A 16,500-nucleotide genomic window follows, 5' to 3' on the forward strand; every position below is an offset into this window, starting at 1 on the left:
TGGCACGAGCCCCCTCTCCCCTCCCTCTCCCCGCTGGGGCGAGGGTGTAGGAACGAGCGAGCGCTGCCGGCAAGAACTCCCTCGCCCCCCGCGAGGGGGGAGAGGGGAGGGGAGAGGGGGTGCCTCGAAGGGCAGCAGCGCTGTGGCACGAGCCCCCTCTCCCCTCCCTCTCCCCGCTGGGGCGAGGGGGAACACGGGAGCTGCGCCCACCGCGCCCCGCGCAGGCTGTCACTTCTTCACCGGCTCGTCGGGCTTGCCCTCGTTGCCCGCGATGTACGGGCTCCACGGCTTGGCCTTCACCGGCGCGGGCGTCTTCCACACCACGTTGAACTGCCCATCGGCGCGGATTTCCCCGATGAACACCGACTTGTGCAGGTGATGGTTCTTCTCGTCCATCGTCGACGTGATGCCCGACGGCGCGCTGAAGGTCTGCCCGGCCATCGCGGCGATGACCTTGTCGACGTCGGTGGACTTGGCCTTCTCCACCGCCTGCTTCCACATGTTGATGCCGATGTAGGTGGCCTCCATCGGATCGTTGGTCAGCGGCTTGTCCTTGTGGCCCGGGATGCCCTTGGCCTTCGCGTACGCCGACCACTTCTTGATGAACGCATCGTTGGTCGGATTCTTGATCGACATGAAGTAGTTCCACGCCGCCAGATGCCCCACCAGCGGCTTGGCGTCGACGCCGCGCAGCTCCTCCTCGCCGACCGAGAACGCCACCACCGGCACGTCCTTGGCCTTCAGCCCGGCGTTGCCCAGTTCCTTGTAGAAGGGCACGTTGGAGTCGCCATTGATCGTCGACACCACCGCCGTCTTCCCGCCGGCCGAGAACTTCTTGATGTCGGCGACGATGGTCTGGTAATCGCTGTGGCCGAACGGGGTGTACTTCTCGTCGATGTCGCTGTCCTTGACGCCCTTGCTCTTCAGGTAGGCGCGCAGGATCTTGTTGGTGGTGCGCGGGTAGACGTAGTCGGTGCCCAGCAGCACCCAGCGCTTGGCGCCGCCGCCGTCCTTGCTCATCAGGTAGTCGACGGCCGGGATGGCCTGCTGGTTGGGCGCGGCGCCGGTGTAGAAGACGTTCTTGCTGAGCTCCTCGCCCTCGTACTGGACCGGGTAGAAGAGCAGGCCGTTGAGCTCCTCGACCACCGGCAGCACCGACTTGCGCGACACCGAGGTCCAGCAGCCGAAGATCACCGCGACCTTGTCCTGGGTCAGCAGCTGGCGCGTCTTCTCGGCGAAGAGCGGCCAGTTGGATGCCGGATCGACGACCACCGGCTCGAGCTTCTTGCCCAGCACGCCGCCCTTGGCGTTGATCTCGTCGATGGCCATCAGCACGGTGTCCTTGAGCACCGTTTCGGAGATCGCCATCGTGCCCGAGAGGCTGTGCAGCACGCCGACCTTGATCGTGTCGGCGGCGAAGGCGGGTAGCGCGGCCAGGTTCAGGCCGGCCAGCGCGCCGGCGGCGGCCAGCGTCTTGAGGGCCAGGCGGCGCGGGGATTTCGTCGAGTGCGAGGACATGGGGAGCTCCGGTGGATGAAGGGGACTTCGGCGGACTTCGCAGGACTTCGGGAAGTGACCGAATGCTAGGAAGGCGCCGCCGCGCGGGATATACGGCGGATGGCGTATGCGCACGCCTGCGGCCGGGCGGGCGGCGGTGACGTGCCGTAACACGTTGGAGGGACGTTCGTCCACCCGCTGATCCGGTTCGCCGTTGAGGCAACATGCGACACCCCGTCCGCCGGTGCCCGGCACCGGCGGGATGGCGTCGACAAGAAAGCCCAACGAGATGAACGCAGGAGGTTCCGCGATGACGATTTCAACCCTGATGCCGGCCTGGCGGCCGGAGACCGCGCCCGCGCGGATGCCGCGGATGCTGAAGGCGGCGCTGATGCTGCTGCTCGCGCTGATGGCGCTGATGACCGGCTCGCGGGCCTTCGCGCGCGATGACGGCGAGTGGATGATCGAGCGGGCGACCTACGGGACGCTGCTGCGCAGCATCGACGTGACGGACACCTTGCGCCAGCTGGCGAGCCGCGACGATCGCGTGCGGGTGACCAACGAGCTGTTCGGCAACAACGATCCCGCCTATGGCCAGCAGAAGACGCTGCGCATCGCGGCGCGCAACCGTGCCGGCGAGAGCCGCACCTTCGAGTACCGCGAGGGGAGCGTCATCGACGGCAATGACTTCGTCGGCTGGCGTGGCGGCAACTGGGGCCGAGGTGACGGCAACCGCAATGGTGACGGCCGGGACGACGGCACGTACATCATCCTGGGCGCCCGTTATGGCGCGCAGGGCGCTCACATCGACGTGACGAACGAGCTGCGCCGCATTGCCCGCAGCGATGCGCGGGTGCGGGTCACCAACGACCTGTTCCGCGACGACCCGGCGGAGGGCCGCACGAAGACGCTGCGCATCTTCGTGCGCGACCGCAACAGCGGCGAGGAGCGCTACTTCGATTACCGCGAGGGGTCGTGGATCGACGGCAGCCAGTTCGTGGGCTGGGGCCGGGGCGATTGGGGCCAGGGCGGCTGGAATGGCGGCTGGGACGGCCGGCCGGGCAATGGCGGCGACTACGGTCCGCCGAGCGAGCGCCTGACGATCGTGCGGGCCACCTACGGCAGCGGCGGCCGCTACGTGGACGTGACCGAGCGCCTGCGCAACATCAGCCGCGGTGGCCGCCTCGACGTGCGGGCCGACAACGACCTGGCGGGCGGCGACCCGGCCTACGGCGAGAACAAGACGCTGCGCGTGTACTACGTGCTCGGCCGCGGCCGCGAGCAGATGGCCGAGGCGCGCGAAGGCGACCGGCTGCGCCTGCCCTGATGAGGGCCCCAGGCGATCGAGGATCGCCTGGTCGATGAAGGACGAAGGCCCCATATGGGGCCTTCGCCGCTTCCAGCGCTGAAATTCAGAACATCGTCGACCGATGCGCCGCCAATCCAGCCATCGCGCCGTCGGCGACGGCGAGCGTGACGCTGCCGGCCGCGCGGGCGGCGTCTCCGCAGGCGAAGACATTCGGGAGGCTGGTGTCCTGCATCGGACCGACCTTGATGAACGGTCCCATCGGCCCGTCCTCCATCGCGCAGCCGAACTGCGCGGCGATCGGACTCGACAATTGCGTGCGCGGCTGCGTGAACAGGCCGTTCATCGCCAGGCGCCGGCCGTCGTGCAGGACGACGTCGGCGAAGCCCTCGATCCGCGCGATGGGCGTCGGCTCCACGCGCGTGCCGCGGCGGGCGAAGGTGTCGAGCTCCTCGGCGCCTGGCTCGTAGGCGCCGTTGAGGAACAGCGTCGGCTCGCCCCAGTCCGGCAGCATGACCGCCTGATGCTGGGCCAGCGGCGAGGCGGCCACGATGCCGAGCTTCCCTTGGTCCATCTCGTAGCCATGGCAGTACGGGCAATGGAAGACGCTGCGGCCCCAGCGCTCGGCCAGGCCCGGCACCGGCGGCAGCTCATCGCGCACGCCGGTGGCCAGGATCAGCCGGCCGGCGCTGACTGCCACGTCGCCGACGCGGAATTCCAGCCGTCCATCCGGTGCGACCCGGCCGTCGTCCGCGAGTCCCTCCATCCAGTGCACCGTCGCATAGCGGCGCAGTTGCCGGCGCGCTTTCTCCGCGATGGCGCCGGGCGCCCGTCCGTCCTGGGTCAGGAAGCCGTGGGCCTCGCCGTCGTGATCGTCGACGCACTGGTTGCGGCGCCGTCCCGCATCGACGACGAGGACCTGGCGGCGCGCGCGCGCCAGCTGGAGGGCCGCGGCGAGCCCGGCATAGCTGCCGCCGATGATGGCGAAATCAATCTTCATGGAGGTGCTCCTGGAGGCGATGGGGCGCATGGCCGAGCGCGACGCGGCGGCGATGGAAATCCTTGGACAGCGTGGCGAGCGTGACGCTGCCGAGCCGCTTCAGCAGCAGCGCCTCGGCCTCCTGCACGGCATTGCCGAGCGCGTCGTTGACGGCCTTGGCCACCAGGCAGTCGGGGTTTTCCTCGCGGAACCCGAGCGACACGAGCGACGCGCCGCCAAGCGCCTCATGGACGTCGCGCAACGTGATGCGGTCCAGCGGGCAGGACAGCACCCAGCCGCCGCCGTGCCCCTTCGCGGACGAGACGAAGCCGGCCTCGCGCAGGCCGCCCATCAGGCGGCGCAGCACGACCGGATTGGTCTGCATCGCCGCGGCGAGCGCGTCGGACGTGGACGGCCCGTCGCCCTCGGCCATGTGCAGCAGCACGTGGAGGACATCGGAGAGCTGGCTGTTGGATTTCATGCAACATTATGAGTTTCATGAATAAGACCACTTGGTCCAGCGGGACTTTGGTTATCCCGCCACACCGAGGATTGAGGCAGTCAGGCATCTGATGCTAGCCTGACGCAAATTGCCACAGGAGTTCCCATGTCGTCCAACTCGATCCGTGTCAGCGCAGCGCTATTCCAGTCCGCCCGCGAGCATGGGGAGGTCATGACACGCTCGATTGCTCAGCAGATCGAGCATTGGGCGCGGCTTGGCAAAGCCTTGGAAGAGGCCGGGCTGTCCCCCGAGGGCGCGATGAAGGCGTTGGGTGGCGGCTTGTTGCTCGAAGCGGGGAAGAGGGAAGCAAGAGGACGGCTCAGCAATGAGACCGTCAGCGCGCAGCAGATGTGGTCCGACAAGCGAGCGCAGCAGGCGAAGGACATCGCGAACGTCGAATCCGGCAAGGTTCCCGCCATGGCGATGGGCTGGTTCTCGTCCAAGCGGATCAAGCAGGTCGAGATCCTGGATTCGCCGTATTGAGCATGCAGACAGCTCCCAAGCTTCCACCCGACGAGGTCCCGCTCTCCGACGCCGTCATCGATCGCATCTTCGCCAACGCCGGGCAGGAACTGGTCCTTGTCGGCGGACAGGCGTTGAACTTCTGGATGCGTCGTTTCGGTATTTCGTCGAAGGGTTCCGTGGTGTCCAACGACGCGGATTTTGTTGGCGATGTACATCAGGCGGGCCTGCTGGCTGACCGATTGAATGCCCACTTCCGGAAGCCTCCCGCTTCGTCCCTCACGGCGCTGGTTGCTCAGTTGCGGTTGCCCGCGAAAGACGGCAAGTTCGGCAACATCGACGTCTTGCATCAGCTCTATACCGTGGGTCCGCCCAAGAAGACCGTGGCTTTCACGCGCCGTGTGGTCGCGAACGCCCTCACGGTGAAGTGGGCCGAAGGTTCCTACATCAGGGTCATGGACCCTTTCGATCTTCTCGAATCCCGTTTTCAGAACGCGGTGGCCTTCTCCGGGCCGGACAAGAAGGGCGCGCATGTCGTCACCCAGGCTCGCTGGGCCGTGCATGTGGCGAAGGCGGCGCTGTTTCTGCTTGCGTCAGGGCATGAGGAGTTCGTGGCGCGCGTCGGCGTCAAGATTCAGCAGATCGTGCGATTGGCCAGAAGCTCCGTGGGACGGCGGGCGCGGCGTGAACTCGGTATTGACGTTCTCGACGCGATCGACGCGGATCTGCTTCAAGCAATGGCGCCCATCTGCGCACCGCAGCTCACGGTCGTGCGTCTGTTGCAGGCCCAGCACGCCAAGGCATCGCGTTGAGATCCGGCCTCACACCTCCCACTGCGGATGCATCTCCCGGACCCGCGTCAGCGCCATCGACGCGGCCGCGGTGCGGGTCTCCACGCCCAGCTTCGCGTGCACGCGCTCCAGGTGCTTCTTCACCGTCGCCGGGCTGGCGCCGAGGATCTCGCCGATGTCGCGGTTGATCTTCCCCTTGACCACCCAGTAGAGCACCTCGGCCTCGCGCCCCGTGAGGCTGAACGCCAGCCCCAGCGAGCGGATCACCGCGACGTCGGAGACCTCGCGCATCACGATCAGCCAGTCGCCGCCCGGCGCGCCGCCCAGACCCGGCTCGACATCCCCGCCGATGCAGTGATGCAGCCGGAAGCTCAGGCGCCGCGCGCCCAGCTCGGCGCACAGCCTCGGCGGCTCCGCCGCCGGCGGGCCGTCGCCGCTGCCGGCGGGTGCCATCTCCGCCAGGCACTTGCGCAGCCAGGCGAGCACCGGCGCCGGCGTCTGCGGCGCCACCGTGCCGTAGTAGAGCTGCAGCAGCTCCCGCGCCAGCGGCGTCTGCCACAGCAGCCGGCCCGACGAGGACCGCACCGCGATGCTCGCGTAGCCGAAGGCATCGAGCGCCTGCCGCGTCTGCCGTGCCTGCCGCGCGCCCTGCAGGTGCACCTGCATCCGCGCCAGCACCGCGCGCGGATCGAGCGGCTTGGTGACGTAATCGACGCCGCCCGCCTGCAGCGCGGCGACCAGGTGCTCCGTCTCCGTCAGGCCGGTCATGAACACGATCGGGATGTGCGCCGTCGACGGGTCGGCCTTCAGCCGCCGCGCGACCTCGAAACCATCCATGCCCGGCATCATCGCGTCCAGCAGCACGATGTCGGGCCGCGCCTGCGCCGCGCAGGCCAGCGCCGCCTCGCCGCTGGTCGCCGCCAGCACCGTGTAGCCATGCTCGTCCAGCGCGTCATGCAGCAGCGACAGGTTGTCGGGCACGTCGTCCACGAGCAGCACGCGATCGCCGGCCTGACTGTCCAGCAACGCGGCCACGGAAGGAGGGAGCGGAGGATTCATCGTCGGTCGTCCATTGCCACCGCTCATGCGGACTCGCCGCCACGCGCCAGGCCGCGCAGCATCGCCTCGAACTGGAACTGCAGCGCCATCGGCCGCTGCGCCTCGCAGAACCCGCGCCATGCGGGATCGGCCGCCTCGATCTCGTCGAGCTGCCGCAGGACGCCGCGGTAATAGCCCAGCTGCAGCGCCTCGCGCAGTCCGGCGAGCCGCTCCGGCGGCGGAACGTCGAAGGGCTCGGTCCGCGCTGGCGGCTCGGCCCGGCCGATCGGCGCGGCCGTCTCCGTCGTGACCGTCGAGATCGTCGAGATGGGCCACTGGCCATGCAGCTCCGGCAGGAACAACCGCACGCGGAAGATCGAGCCGCGTCCCGCTTCGCTCTCGACCGTCATCTCGCCGCCCATCAGCTCGGTCAGCATCTTCGCGATCGTCAGGCCCAGTCCCGCGCCCGGCGCGCCAGCGGTGCCGCCCATGCCGCGCGCGAAGGGCTCGAAGATGCGGGTCAGCTCCTCGGCGGCCATGCCCGGTCCGGTGTCCTCGACCTCCAGCGTCGCCATCTCGCGGCCGTGCCGCGCGCGCAGCGTCACCTCGCCCGTGGTCGTGAACTTGATCGCGTTGCCCAGCAGGTTGATCAGGATCTGGCGCACGCGCTGCCCGTCCGCGCGGACCCACTCCGGCAGCGTCCCCTGGGTCTCGAAGCGGAAGCGCAGGCCCTTCGCCGCCGCCTGCGGCTCGATCAGGTCGGTCAGCTCCCGCAGCAGCTCGGCCAGGCGCAGCGGCGCCGGCGTCAGGCTGAAGCGGCCCGCCTCGATGCGCGCGATGTCCAGCGTGCCGTCGATCAGCTGGATCAGATGCTCGCCGCCGCGCCGGATGACCTGCACGGCGTGGCGCCGCTGCGGCGGCAGCGACGCGTCGGCCGCCATCAGCTGCGCGTAGCCGAGGATGCTGTTCAACGGCGTCCGGAGCTCATGGCTGATGGTGGTGATGTAGCGGCTCTTGGCCTGATTGGCCGCCTCCGCCGCGGCCCGCGCGCGCTCGGCCTGCTGCCGCGCTTCCTGCAGGGCCAGGTCGGTGCGCCGGTGCGAGTCGATCTCGCGCATCAGCGCCTGGGTCTGGCGGCTGGATTCCTCCCGCGCGACCTCGCGGCTCTGACGCGCCAGCACCAGCCACCACGCCACCGTGCCGGCCACCAGCAGCAGCGCGAAGAAGGCTTTCAGCAAGCCCGATTGCATCGCCTCCCGAGACGCGGCGTCGATCCAGGGCAACTGCCGCAGGTGCTGCCACTGCTGGTGATGGAGCAGGCCGAACAGCGTCGCCAGCAGCGGCGTGATCACCGCCATCAGCAGCAGATAGTGGCCCAGGCCCGCGTCGAGGTAGGGCCAGCTGCGCCGCGGCAGCACGCGCCGCAGTGCCGCGGACCACTGCGCCGCGAGGCTGGCGCCCGGTTTGCAGAGGTCGCCGCAGCGCGCATCCAGCGTGCAGCACAGCGAGCAGATCGGCCCGCGGTAGGCCGGGCAATGGGCCATGTCGGGGCCCTCGTAGTCGCGCTCGCAGATCACGCAGCGGCGCGTGCCGCCCGCGGCGGCCGCGCGGATCTCCGCCGCCGGCCGCGCGAGGTAGTAGCGCCCCTTCGTCGCCCACGCGATCAGCGGCGCGGCGGCAAGCGCCGTCACCATCGCGATCGCGGCCGACCAGGCCTGCGCCAGCGACCCCATGAGGCCCAGGTGCGCCGCCACCGACAGCACCGACGCCAGCGCCATCGCGCCGACCCCGGCCGGGTTGATGTCGTGCAGGTGCGCGCGCTTGAACTCGATGCCTGGTGGCGAGAGCCCCAGCGGCTTGTTGATCACCAGGTCCGCGACGACGGCCATGATCCAGGCGATCGCGACGTTGGCGTACAGGCCGAGCACATGCCCGAGCGCCTCGAACACGTTCATCGACATCAGCATGAACGCGATCAGCGTGTTGAACACCACCCACACGACGCGGCCCGGATGGCTGTGCGTGAGCCGCGAGAAGAAGTTGCTCCACGCCAGCGAGCCCGCGTAGGCATTGGTGACGTTGATCTTCAGCTGCGACACGACCACGAACAGCGCCGTCGCCGCCACCGCCCACCCATAGCGCGGGAACACGTACTCGTAGGCGGCCAGGTACATCTGGTTGGGGTCGACGGCGCGCTCGGGCGGCACCGCGTGGCTGACCGCCAGCCAGGCGAGCAGCGCGCCGCCCAGCATCTTCAGCACGCCCAGCACGATCCAGCCCGGGCCGCCCGCCAGCACCGCGGCCCACCAGCCCAGGCGGTTGCGCGCCGTCTGGCGCGGCATGAAGCGCAGGTAGTCGGCCTGCTCGCCCATCTGCGTGATCAGCGCCACGCCGACCGTCAGCGCCGCACCGAAGGCGTGCAGATCGAAGCCGGCGGTGCCCGATTGCGACCCAACTTGGGTCGCGATGCCGTCGAACGCACCAGGATGACGCCAGCCCACCCAGGCGAAGGGCAGCACCAGCAGCGCCAGCCACAGCGGCTGCGTCCACAGCTGCAGCCGGCTGATGGCGGAGATCCCGTGCGTGACCAGCGGGATCACCGCCAGCGCGCAGATCAGGTAGCCCCACTGCGGCGGGATGTCCAGCGCCAGGTCCAGCGCGTAGGCCATCACCGCCGCCTCGAGCGCGAAGAAGATGAAGGTGAAGCTCGCGTAGATCAGCGAGGTCAGCGTCGAGCCGATGTAGCCGAAGCCCGCGCCGCGCGTCAGCAGGTCCATGTCGACGCCGTGGCGCGCCGCGTAGACGCTGATCGGCAGGCCGGCCAGGAAGATGATCAGCCCGGTGGCCAGGATCGCCAGCACCGCGTTGGTCCAGCCGTACTGCAGCAGCAGCGTCGCGCCCACCGCTTCCAGGATCAGGAAGGAGGCCGCGCCGAAGGCCGTGTTGGCCACGCGCCAGGGCGACCAGCGCCGGAAGCGATGCGGCGTGTAGCGCAGCGCGTAGTCCTCCAGCGTCTCTCGCGCCACCCAGGCGTTGTAGTCCCGCCGCAGCGCGATGACGTGCTGCGGGGCGTCGCGGGCGGGGAGGGGCGCGTCCATGGTCGGGTGGAGCCACCGGTTGCATGAACCGTGCCCGCAGCGGCATGGGGCTTGCTAGAGCCAGGGCAGCCACCAAGAATGGCGCATCGATCGCCACCGCCGCCCGCCATGCAACTCACGCCCCGAGAGAAAGACAAGCTGCTGATCTTCACCGCCGCGCTGCTCGCCGAGCGGCGCAAGGCGCGCGGGCTGAAGCTCAACTATCCGGAGGCCGTCGCCTTCCTTTGCGCCGCCGTGATGGAGGGCGCCCGCGACGGCAAGACCGTCGCGCAGATGATGAAGGAGGGGCGCGAGCTGCTGACCCGCGACGACGTCATGGACGGCGTGCCCGAGATGATCCCCGACATCCAGGTCGAGGCCACCTTCCCCGACGGCACCAAGCTGGTCACCGTCCATCAACCGATTCCCTGAGGCACTCCGATGATCCGACGCCTGATCCGACATCTTCTCGCCGCGGCAGCCATTGCCGCGCTGCCCGCCCTGGCCTTCGCGCACGCCGGCGACGCCGCCCACGAGCATGGTCTGACGGCGGGGTTCCTGCATCCGTTCACCGGCCTGGACCACCTGGCCGCGATGCTGGCCGTCGGGCTGTGGAGCGCGCTGACGCAGACCGGCCGACGCATGCTGGCCGCGCCGCTCGCCTTCGCGGGCCTGCTGCTGGCGGGCGCCCTGCTTGGCGCCGCGGGCCTGTCCCTGCCTGGCGTGGAGCCCGCGGTCGCCGCATCGGTGCTGGTGCTGGGCCTCGTCGCCGCGGCGCGCTGGCGGATTGGCGCGGGCGCGTCGGCCGCGCTGGTCGGCGCCTTCGCCGTCTTCCACGGCTTGGCCCATGGCGCGGAGCTGCAGGCGGGTGCCGCGCTCGCGGGCATGGTCGCCGCGACGGCGCTGCTGCATGCGCTCGGACTCGCCCTCGGACTGAAGCTGCGCGCGCTGGCGCCGGCCTGGTCGCGCGCGGCCGGCGGCGCGATCGCGCTGCTGGGCCTGGGCCTGCTGACGCGCCTGGTGATCGCATGAACGCCCGCGTCATCCCCGGCGAGCTGCTGGTCGACGGCGGCGAGCTCGCGCTCAATCCCGGCCGCCGCACCGTGACGCTGACGGTCGTCAACGGCGCGGACCGGCCCATCCAGGTCGGCTCGCACTATCACTTCGCCGAGACCAACGGCGCGCTGGTCTTCGATCGCGAGGCCGCGCGCGGCATGCGCCTGAACATCGCGTCCGGCACCGCCGTGCGTTTCGAGCCCGGCCAGCAACGCACCATCGAGCTGGTGGACATCGCCGGCCAGCGCGAGATCTGGGGATTCCGCGGCCTGGTGCAGGGAGCGCTCTGATGGCCCGCATCGGCAAGCGCGCGTATGCCGAGATGTTCGGCCCCACCGTCGGCGACCGGCTGCGGCTGGCCGACACCGCCCTGGTGATCGAGGTCGAGCAGGACCTGACCCTGCGCGCCGGCGGCTACGGCGAGGAGGTGAAGTTCGGCGGCGGCAAGACCATCCGCGACGGCATGGCCCAGTCGCAGCGCACCCGCGCGCAGGGCGCCGTCGACACGGTGCTCACCAACGCGCTGATCCTGGACCACTGGGGCATCGTCAAGGCCGACATCGGTCTGAAGGACCATCGCATCGTCGCGATCGGCAAGGCCGGCAATCCGGACACGCAGCCGGGCGTGGACATCGTCATCGGTCCCGGCACCGAGGTCATCGCCTGCGAGGGCGCGATCGTGACCGCCGGCGCGATCGACTCGCACATCCACTTCATCTGCCCGCAGCAGATCGAGGAGGCGCTGGCCAGCGGCGTGACGACGATGCTGGGCGGCGGCACCGGCCCGGCCACCGGCACCTTCGCCACCACCTGCACGCCGGGGCCGTGGCACATCGAGCGCATGCTGCAGGCCGCCGATGCGTTCCCGATGAACCTGGGCTTCCTCGGCAAGGGCAACGCGAGCCGGCCGGAGGCGCTGCGCGAGCAGATCGAGGCCGGCGCGATCGGCCTGAAGCTGCATGAGGACTGGGGCACGACGCCGGCGGCGATCTCGAACTGCCTGGACGTGGCCGAGGCCACCGACACGCAGGTCGCGATCCACACCGACACGCTCAACGAGAGCGGCTTCGTCGAGGACACGGTGGCCGCCTTCAAGGGCCGCACCATCCACACCTTCCACACGGAAGGGGCCGGCGGCGGCCACGCGCCCGACATCCTCAAGGTGGTCGGCGAGGCCAACGTGCTGCCGAGCTCCACCAACCCGACGCGGCCCTACACGATCAACACGCTCGACGAGCATGTCGACATGCTGATGGTGTGCCATCACCTGGACCCGGCCATCGCCGAGGACCTGGCCTTCGCCGAGAGCCGCATCCGCAAGGAGACCATCGCGGCCGAGGACATCCTGCACGACCTGGGCGCGATCAGCATGTTCAGCTCCGACTCGCAGGCGATGGGCCGCGTGGGCGAGGTGATCCTGCGCTGCTGGCAGACCGCGCACAAGATGAAGCAGCAGCGCGGGCAGCTGCCCGGCGACTCCGGCCGCCACGACAACGGCCGCGTGAAGCGCTATGTCGCCAAGCTCACGATCAATCCGGCGATCGCGCATGGCGTCTCGCATGAGGTCGGCAGCATCGAGGTCGGCAAGTGGGCCGACCTGGTGATCTGGAAGCCGGCCTTCTTCGGCGTGAAGCCGTCGCTGATCCTCAAGGGCGGCGTCATCGCGATGGCCGCGATGGGCGACCCGAACGCCTCGATCCCGACGCCGCAGCCGGTGCACTACCGGCCGATGTTCGGCAGCTTCGGCGGCTCGCTGGCGCGGGCCTCGCTGAGCTTCGTGTCGCAGGCCGCGATCGCGGGCGGCGTGGCCGGGCGCTATGGACTGGCGAAGACGGCGGTGGCGGTGAAGGGCATCCGCGGCGTGGGCAAGAAGGACATGGTCCACAATGCCTACGCCCCGCGGATGGAGGTCGATCCCCAGACCTACGCGGTGCGCGCCGACGGCCTGCTGCTGCACTGCGAGCCCGCCGCCGTGCTTCCGATGGCGCAGCGCTATTTCCTGTTCTGAATGATCCAAGTCTCCAAACTGCTGGCCCAGGGCGCCGGCCTGGCGCCGGTGCTGCTCAAGCGCGCGGCCACCGTCACGCTCGACTGGGACACGCGCCAGAAGAGCCGCTTCCAGGCCACCGACAGCCTGGGCCGCGAGCTCGGCGTGTTCCTGCCGCGCGGCACCGCGGCGCGCGGCGGCGACGTGCTGGTGGCGGAGGACGGCTCGCTGGTGCGCGTGCTCGCCGCGCCGCAGCCGCTGCTGCGCATCACCGCCTGCACGGCGCATGGATCGCCGTTCGACCTGGTGCGGGCCGCGTATCACCTCGGCAACCGCCACGTGCCGATCGAGCTGAAGCCGGACCACCTGAAGATCGAGCCCGATCACGTGCTGGCCGACCTGCTGCGCGCGATGCACCTGATCGTGAGCGAGGTCGAGGAGGGCTTCGAGCCTGAAGGCGGCGCCTACGCGGCCGGCGGGCATGGGCACGATCATGGGCACGGCCACGCGCATGAACACGGTCACGCGCACGCGCACGGGCACGACCACGGGCACCAGCAGGCCGGCCGGAAGACCATCGCGATCCAGGCGGCACCGGCGCCGCATGTGCACGGCCCGGGCTGTGGCCACGATCACTGATCCCGTTGCGCCGCTGCTGCGGCTGCTGTGGCTGGCCTCGCCGGCGCTGCCGATCGGCGCGTTCTCCTATTCGGAAGGGCTGGAGTCGGCGGTCGAGCACGGCCTGGTGAGCGACGACGCCAGCGCCGCCGATTGGCTGGAACAGCAGCTGCGGCTGCTCGCGCGCGGCGACCTCGCGGCGATCGCGCAGGGCATTGCCGCCTGGCGCGCCCATGACGAGGCCGCGCTGCGCGATCTCGCGCAGTGGCTGCGCGTCGCGCGCGACGGTGCCGAGGCTCGCCTGCAGAGCGAGCAGATGGGCCAGTCGCTGCTGGTCTGGCTGCGCGCGCAGCCGATGGCCACGGCGGCTCAGCTCGCGCTGCTCGCCGCGTGCTGCGACGGCCAGCCGGCGCCCCATGCCTTCGTGATGGCGCTCGCGCTGGCGGCGATCGACGTGCCCATCGAGCAGGCGCTGCAGGCGCAGGCCTTCGGCTGGGCCGAGAACCAGGTCCAGGCCGCGCTCAAGGCGGTGCCGCTCGGCCAGACCGCGGGCCAGCGCGTGCTGACGCGGCTGTCCACCCGCATTCCCGCCGCGGTGGCCGAGGCCCTCGCGACGCCGCCCGCGCGGCGGCAGCTCTTCGCGCCGAGGCTGTCCATCCTCGCGGCGCGCCACGAAACCCAGTACTCGAGACTGTTCCGATCATGAGCACCACGACCTCCGCTCCCCCTCTGCATCACATCCCCGGCCGCACGAAGCGTCTGCCGCCGTTGCGCGTGGGCATCGGCGGTCCGGTGGGCTCCGGCAAGACGACGCTGCTGGAGATGCTGTGCAAGGCGATGCGCGACAAGTGGGACCTGGTCGCGATCACCAACGACATCTACACGAAGGAGGATCAGCGGCTGCTGACGGTCAGCGGCGCGCTGCCGCCGGAGCGCATCCTCGGCGTCGAGACCGGCGGCTGCCCGCACACGGCGATCCGCGAGGATGCGTCGATCAACCTCGAGGCGATCGATCGCATGCTGGCGCAGTTCCCGGATGCGGACGTCGTGTTCATCGAGTCCGGCGGCGACAACCTGGCCGCGACCTTCAGCCCGGAGCTGAGCGACCTGACGATCTACGTCATCGACGTGGCCGCCGGCGAGAAGATCCCGCGCAAGGGCGGCCCCGGCATCACGAAGAGCGATCTGTTCGTGATCAACAAGACCGACCTCGCGCCCCACGTCGGCGCGAATCTCGAGGTCATGGAAGCCGACACGAAACGGATGCGCCCGACGCGCCCCTTCGTGATGACCAACCTCAAGACGCTGAGCGGGCTGGACGAGGTGGTCGCCTTCATCGAGCGGCAGGGGATGCTCGTCACCGCCTGATCGCGGCCGCGTCCGGCGACCACGCCCGCTTGGGGGAAGAACCCGCGGGCGCGGTGACGCGGACTGAGCGGCGATGCAGCCCTTCGTCCTTCCGATCCACGGCCCGCGGCTGGATGCCGCCGAGCTGTCGCCGTCGATGTCGTCAGCGGCGTCGGCCGCGTCGATCACGTCCTCGGAGTCGCCGTTGTCGGCGATGTCGTCCGTCTCCGACGCGCCGTTGATCGAGGCGTCGGTCGAGGCCATGGGCCGCGAGGGACGCGAGCAGGCGGCGCGGCTGGCACGGCAGCTCGTGGACGGCATCGACTTGCGGGTGGCGCCGGGCTCGATGGCGGCGGGCGTTGATCGCTTCGCCATCGACGGCGACGCCGCGCAGTTGCCGGATGTGCTGCGGGCTTCGACGCTCCGGCAGCTCGATGCCGAACCGGCGCCGCTGTGCCCGAGCAGCCGCTTGCGCGCGCTGATCGCCGCGATCGGCCGGGCCCTGGTCAATGCGGCGCATTGCAGCGTCCGCAACCTGGCCTCCGTGGGAGGACCGACGATCGTGCGGCAAGCCGTGGGACGAGCGATCGATGTCGCGCTCGAGCACAGCGTGTCGGAGGCGGCGCGCACGCTGCTGTCGTGCGCGTGTCTGGCGGTGCCGGTCGTCGGACAGGCCGTGCTGCTGATCCGCGATGAGGCGCGTGGCGAGGCCACCCGCTATTCGCGCGCCACGCGGGTGGTGCTGATGGCGCTGCCCGCGGGCGCCGGGCTGCTCGGGGCGGCCACCGGCACGCTGCTCAATGCGGGCATGCGCTTCTCCGAAGTGGTGCTCTATCCGCTGCTGCGCGACAGCGTGCAGGCGCGCTGGCCGATGATCACGTCGCCGGACAGCGGACCCACGCGGACCTCACTCGCCCTCGCGGGCCTGGGCTATGCGATCAATCAGTTGGCGGTGAGCCGCGCGTTCGCGGCGGCGCCGGACCTGGATGCCTCGGCCCAGGTGCTGCTGCCGGGCGGACTCGCGCTACGCGGGCTGGCGAACTGGGGCGGCGAGGCGCTTGATCTGTGGACGCTGTTGATGCTCCATCACATGTGCCGGCATGGGACCGGCACGCAGCCGGCGATGCGCATCGGGCAGGGCAGCTTGAGGCAGGCGCTGAGTACGCCGGGGCACTGGGACACGATGGCGGCGCGCGGGTGCTTCGTCGCGGGTTTCAACCAGCTCTACGACTCGCTGCTGGACGACCGGACGCTCGCGCGATGGCTGAGGTCCGCGGTCGGGGAAGCGGCCGCGCCACGGGCGGCGGACTGGTTGACGGAACTCATCGCCGGCGCGTTGACCGCGCCGTCGTATCTGTTCTGGACCGACCCGCTGCATGCGCGCGGGGTCGAGCTGCAGACGCTGGAGGCACAGCGGCGAGGCGCCGTGCCGCCGCGGCAGTTCGCGGGCAATGGCAGGGAGCCTGCGCTCGCGGGCGGCGCGGCGGTGGAGCTCACGGCCTATCGCGCGCGGCGCGACGCCGAGGCGGCGGACGAGGCCGATGGTCATCCGCATCGCGAGTAGGCGGGCGGCGAGGGAAGAGGAGCGAAGGAGTCAGTGAGGCCTCTGGCCCTCACCCCTCCCTCTCCCGCAAGCGGGCGAGGGGGTAATACCTTGCGCAAGAACTCCCTCGCCCCCCGCGAGGGGGGAGAGGGCAGGGGAGAGGGGGGTGCTTCGAAGGGCAGCAGCGCTGTGGCACGAGCCCCCTCTCCCCTCCCTCTCCCCGCTGGGGCGAGGGGGTAATACGGGCGGCGCTCGATCGTCTGACCCCCTCTCCCGCTTGCGGGAGAGGGCAGGGGT

Annotated in this window: 16 protein-coding genes; 11 read left to right on the forward strand and 5 right to left on the reverse strand. The window is 70.3% G+C overall.

Annotation, left to right across the window (positions count from 1 at the left end):
• Positions 1-228 precede the first annotated feature (228 nt).
• Positions 229-1,518: an urea ABC transporter substrate-binding protein gene (gene urtA, locus ACEN96_RS08155; protein ID WP_495587527.1), complete on the reverse strand. Its 1,290-nt coding sequence runs from the start codon at positions 1,516-1,518 to the stop codon at positions 229-231.
• Positions 1,519-1,807: 289 nt separating this feature from the next.
• Here urtA and ACEN96_RS08160 point away from each other — a divergent pair, with 289 nt between their 5' ends.
• On the forward strand, positions 1,808-2,824 hold the full coding sequence (locus ACEN96_RS08160) for a DnaJ-like protein C-terminal domain-containing protein (RefSeq protein ID WP_495587528.1): 1,017 nt from the start codon (positions 1,808-1,810) through the stop codon (positions 2,822-2,824).
• Positions 2,825-2,909: 85 nt separating this feature from the next.
• Here the strand turns inward: ACEN96_RS08160 and ACEN96_RS08165 are convergent, their stop codons facing one another.
• Positions 2,910-3,803, reverse strand: a complete 894-nt coding sequence (locus tag ACEN96_RS08165; RefSeq protein WP_495587529.1) for an NAD(P)/FAD-dependent oxidoreductase — start codon at positions 3,801-3,803, stop codon at positions 2,910-2,912.
• Complete coding sequence (locus tag ACEN96_RS08170; protein ID WP_495587530.1) at positions 3,793-4,263, reverse strand: Rrf2 family transcriptional regulator; 471 nt, start codon at positions 4,261-4,263, stop codon at positions 3,793-3,795. Before ACEN96_RS08170 ends, ACEN96_RS08165 begins: the two co-directional genes overlap by 11 nt.
• Before the next feature lie 126 nt (positions 4,264-4,389).
• On the opposite strand from ACEN96_RS08170, the gene ACEN96_RS08175 reads away from it, so the two are divergent.
• Both ACEN96_RS08175 and ACEN96_RS08180 read left to right on the forward strand, forming a co-directional pair.
• On the forward strand, positions 4,390-4,767 hold the full coding sequence (locus ACEN96_RS08175) for a TA system antitoxin ParD family protein (protein ID WP_495587531.1): 378 nt from the start codon (positions 4,390-4,392) through the stop codon (positions 4,765-4,767).
• Positions 4,768-4,769: 2 nt separating this feature from the next.
• Positions 4,770-5,558, forward strand: a complete 789-nt coding sequence (locus tag ACEN96_RS08180; protein ID WP_495587532.1) for a hypothetical protein — start codon at positions 4,770-4,772, stop codon at positions 5,556-5,558.
• 9 nt (positions 5,559-5,567) lie between these two features.
• Here ACEN96_RS08180 and ACEN96_RS08185 read toward each other — a convergent pair whose 3' ends face one another.
• Both ACEN96_RS08185 and ACEN96_RS08190 read right to left on the reverse strand, forming a co-directional pair.
• Positions 5,568-6,596, reverse strand: coding sequence for a response regulator (locus tag ACEN96_RS08185; protein WP_495587533.1), 1,029 nt, complete (start codon positions 6,594-6,596; stop codon positions 5,568-5,570).
• Between the two features lie 23 nt (positions 6,597-6,619).
• Positions 6,620-9,673: an ATP-binding protein gene (locus tag ACEN96_RS08190; protein WP_495587534.1), complete on the reverse strand. Its 3,054-nt coding sequence runs from the start codon at positions 9,671-9,673 to the stop codon at positions 6,620-6,622.
• 108 nt (positions 9,674-9,781) lie between these two features.
• Between ACEN96_RS08190 and ACEN96_RS08195 the strand changes: the two genes are divergently transcribed.
• From ACEN96_RS08195 to ACEN96_RS08230, 8 genes are all read left to right on the forward strand, one after another.
• The gene (locus ACEN96_RS08195; protein WP_495587535.1) at positions 9,782-10,084 is read left to right on the forward strand and encodes an urease subunit gamma; all 303 of its coding nucleotides are present in this window, start codon (positions 9,782-9,784) and stop codon (positions 10,082-10,084) included.
• 9 nt (positions 10,085-10,093) lie between these two features.
• The gene (locus ACEN96_RS08200) at positions 10,094-10,684 is read left to right on the forward strand and encodes a HupE/UreJ family protein (RefSeq protein ID WP_495587536.1); all 591 of its coding nucleotides are present in this window, start codon (positions 10,094-10,096) and stop codon (positions 10,682-10,684) included.
• Positions 10,681-10,998: an urease subunit beta gene (locus ACEN96_RS08205; protein WP_495587537.1), complete on the forward strand. Its 318-nt coding sequence runs from the start codon at positions 10,681-10,683 to the stop codon at positions 10,996-10,998. Before ACEN96_RS08200 ends, ACEN96_RS08205 begins: the two co-directional genes overlap by 4 nt.
• Positions 10,998-12,716: an urease subunit alpha gene (ureC, locus tag ACEN96_RS08210; protein WP_495587538.1), complete on the forward strand. Its 1,719-nt coding sequence runs from the start codon at positions 10,998-11,000 to the stop codon at positions 12,714-12,716. The genes ACEN96_RS08205 and ureC overlap by 1 nt, the downstream gene beginning before the upstream one ends.
• The gene (gene ureE / locus ACEN96_RS08215; protein WP_495587539.1) at positions 12,717-13,334 is read left to right on the forward strand and encodes an urease accessory protein UreE; all 618 of its coding nucleotides are present in this window, start codon (positions 12,717-12,719) and stop codon (positions 13,332-13,334) included. It begins immediately after the preceding gene.
• Positions 13,300-14,019, forward strand: a complete 720-nt coding sequence (locus tag ACEN96_RS08220; protein WP_495587540.1) for an urease accessory protein UreF — start codon at positions 13,300-13,302, stop codon at positions 14,017-14,019. The genes ureE and ACEN96_RS08220 overlap by 35 nt, the downstream gene beginning before the upstream one ends.
• A complete protein-coding gene (ureG, locus tag ACEN96_RS08225; RefSeq protein WP_495587541.1) occupies positions 14,016-14,681 on the forward strand; it encodes an urease accessory protein UreG in 666 nt (221 codons plus the stop codon). The genes ACEN96_RS08220 and ureG overlap by 4 nt, the downstream gene beginning before the upstream one ends.
• 73 nt (positions 14,682-14,754) lie before the next feature.
• Positions 14,755-16,224, forward strand: coding sequence for a hypothetical protein (locus ACEN96_RS08230; RefSeq protein WP_495587542.1), 1,470 nt, complete (start codon positions 14,755-14,757; stop codon positions 16,222-16,224).
• Positions 16,225-16,500: the final 276 nt, after the last annotated feature.

The organism is Roseateles sp. Mitsp63, assembly GCF_059491535.1.

Excerpts from the sequence above, each read along its gene's own strand:
- urtA (WP_495587527.1), bottom strand. The coding sequence starts at position 1,518 with ATGTCCTCGCACTCGACGAAATCCCCGCGCCGCCTGGCCCTCAAGACG.
- ACEN96_RS08160 (WP_495587528.1), top strand. The coding sequence starts at position 1,808 with ATGACGATTTCAACCCTGATGCCGGCCTGGCGGCCGGAGACCGCGCCC.
- ACEN96_RS08165 (WP_495587529.1), bottom strand. The coding sequence starts at position 3,803 with ATGAAGATTGATTTCGCCATCATCGGCGGCAGCTATGCCGGGCTCGCC.
- ACEN96_RS08170 (WP_495587530.1), bottom strand. The coding sequence starts at position 4,263 with ATGAAATCCAACAGCCAGCTCTCCGATGTCCTCCACGTGCTGCTGCAC.
- ACEN96_RS08175 (WP_495587531.1), top strand. The coding sequence starts at position 4,390 with ATGTCGTCCAACTCGATCCGTGTCAGCGCAGCGCTATTCCAGTCCGCC.
- ACEN96_RS08180 (WP_495587532.1), top strand. The coding sequence starts at position 4,770 with ATGCAGACAGCTCCCAAGCTTCCACCCGACGAGGTCCCGCTCTCCGAC.
- ACEN96_RS08185 (WP_495587533.1), bottom strand. The coding sequence starts at position 6,596 with ATGAATCCTCCGCTCCCTCCTTCCGTGGCCGCGTTGCTGGACAGTCAG.
- ACEN96_RS08190 (WP_495587534.1), bottom strand. The coding sequence starts at position 9,673 with ATGGACGCGCCCCTCCCCGCCCGCGACGCCCCGCAGCACGTCATCGCG.
- ACEN96_RS08195 (WP_495587535.1), top strand. The coding sequence starts at position 9,782 with ATGCAACTCACGCCCCGAGAGAAAGACAAGCTGCTGATCTTCACCGCC.
- ACEN96_RS08200 (WP_495587536.1), top strand. The coding sequence starts at position 10,094 with ATGATCCGACGCCTGATCCGACATCTTCTCGCCGCGGCAGCCATTGCC.
- ACEN96_RS08205 (WP_495587537.1), top strand. The coding sequence starts at position 10,681 with ATGAACGCCCGCGTCATCCCCGGCGAGCTGCTGGTCGACGGCGGCGAG.
- ureC (WP_495587538.1), top strand. The coding sequence starts at position 10,998 with ATGGCCCGCATCGGCAAGCGCGCGTATGCCGAGATGTTCGGCCCCACC.
- ureE (WP_495587539.1), top strand. The coding sequence starts at position 12,717 with ATGATCCAAGTCTCCAAACTGCTGGCCCAGGGCGCCGGCCTGGCGCCG.
- ACEN96_RS08220 (WP_495587540.1), top strand. The coding sequence starts at position 13,300 with ATGTGCACGGCCCGGGCTGTGGCCACGATCACTGATCCCGTTGCGCCG.
- ureG (WP_495587541.1), top strand. The coding sequence starts at position 14,016 with ATGAGCACCACGACCTCCGCTCCCCCTCTGCATCACATCCCCGGCCGC.
- ACEN96_RS08230 (WP_495587542.1), top strand. The coding sequence starts at position 14,755 with ATGCAGCCCTTCGTCCTTCCGATCCACGGCCCGCGGCTGGATGCCGCC.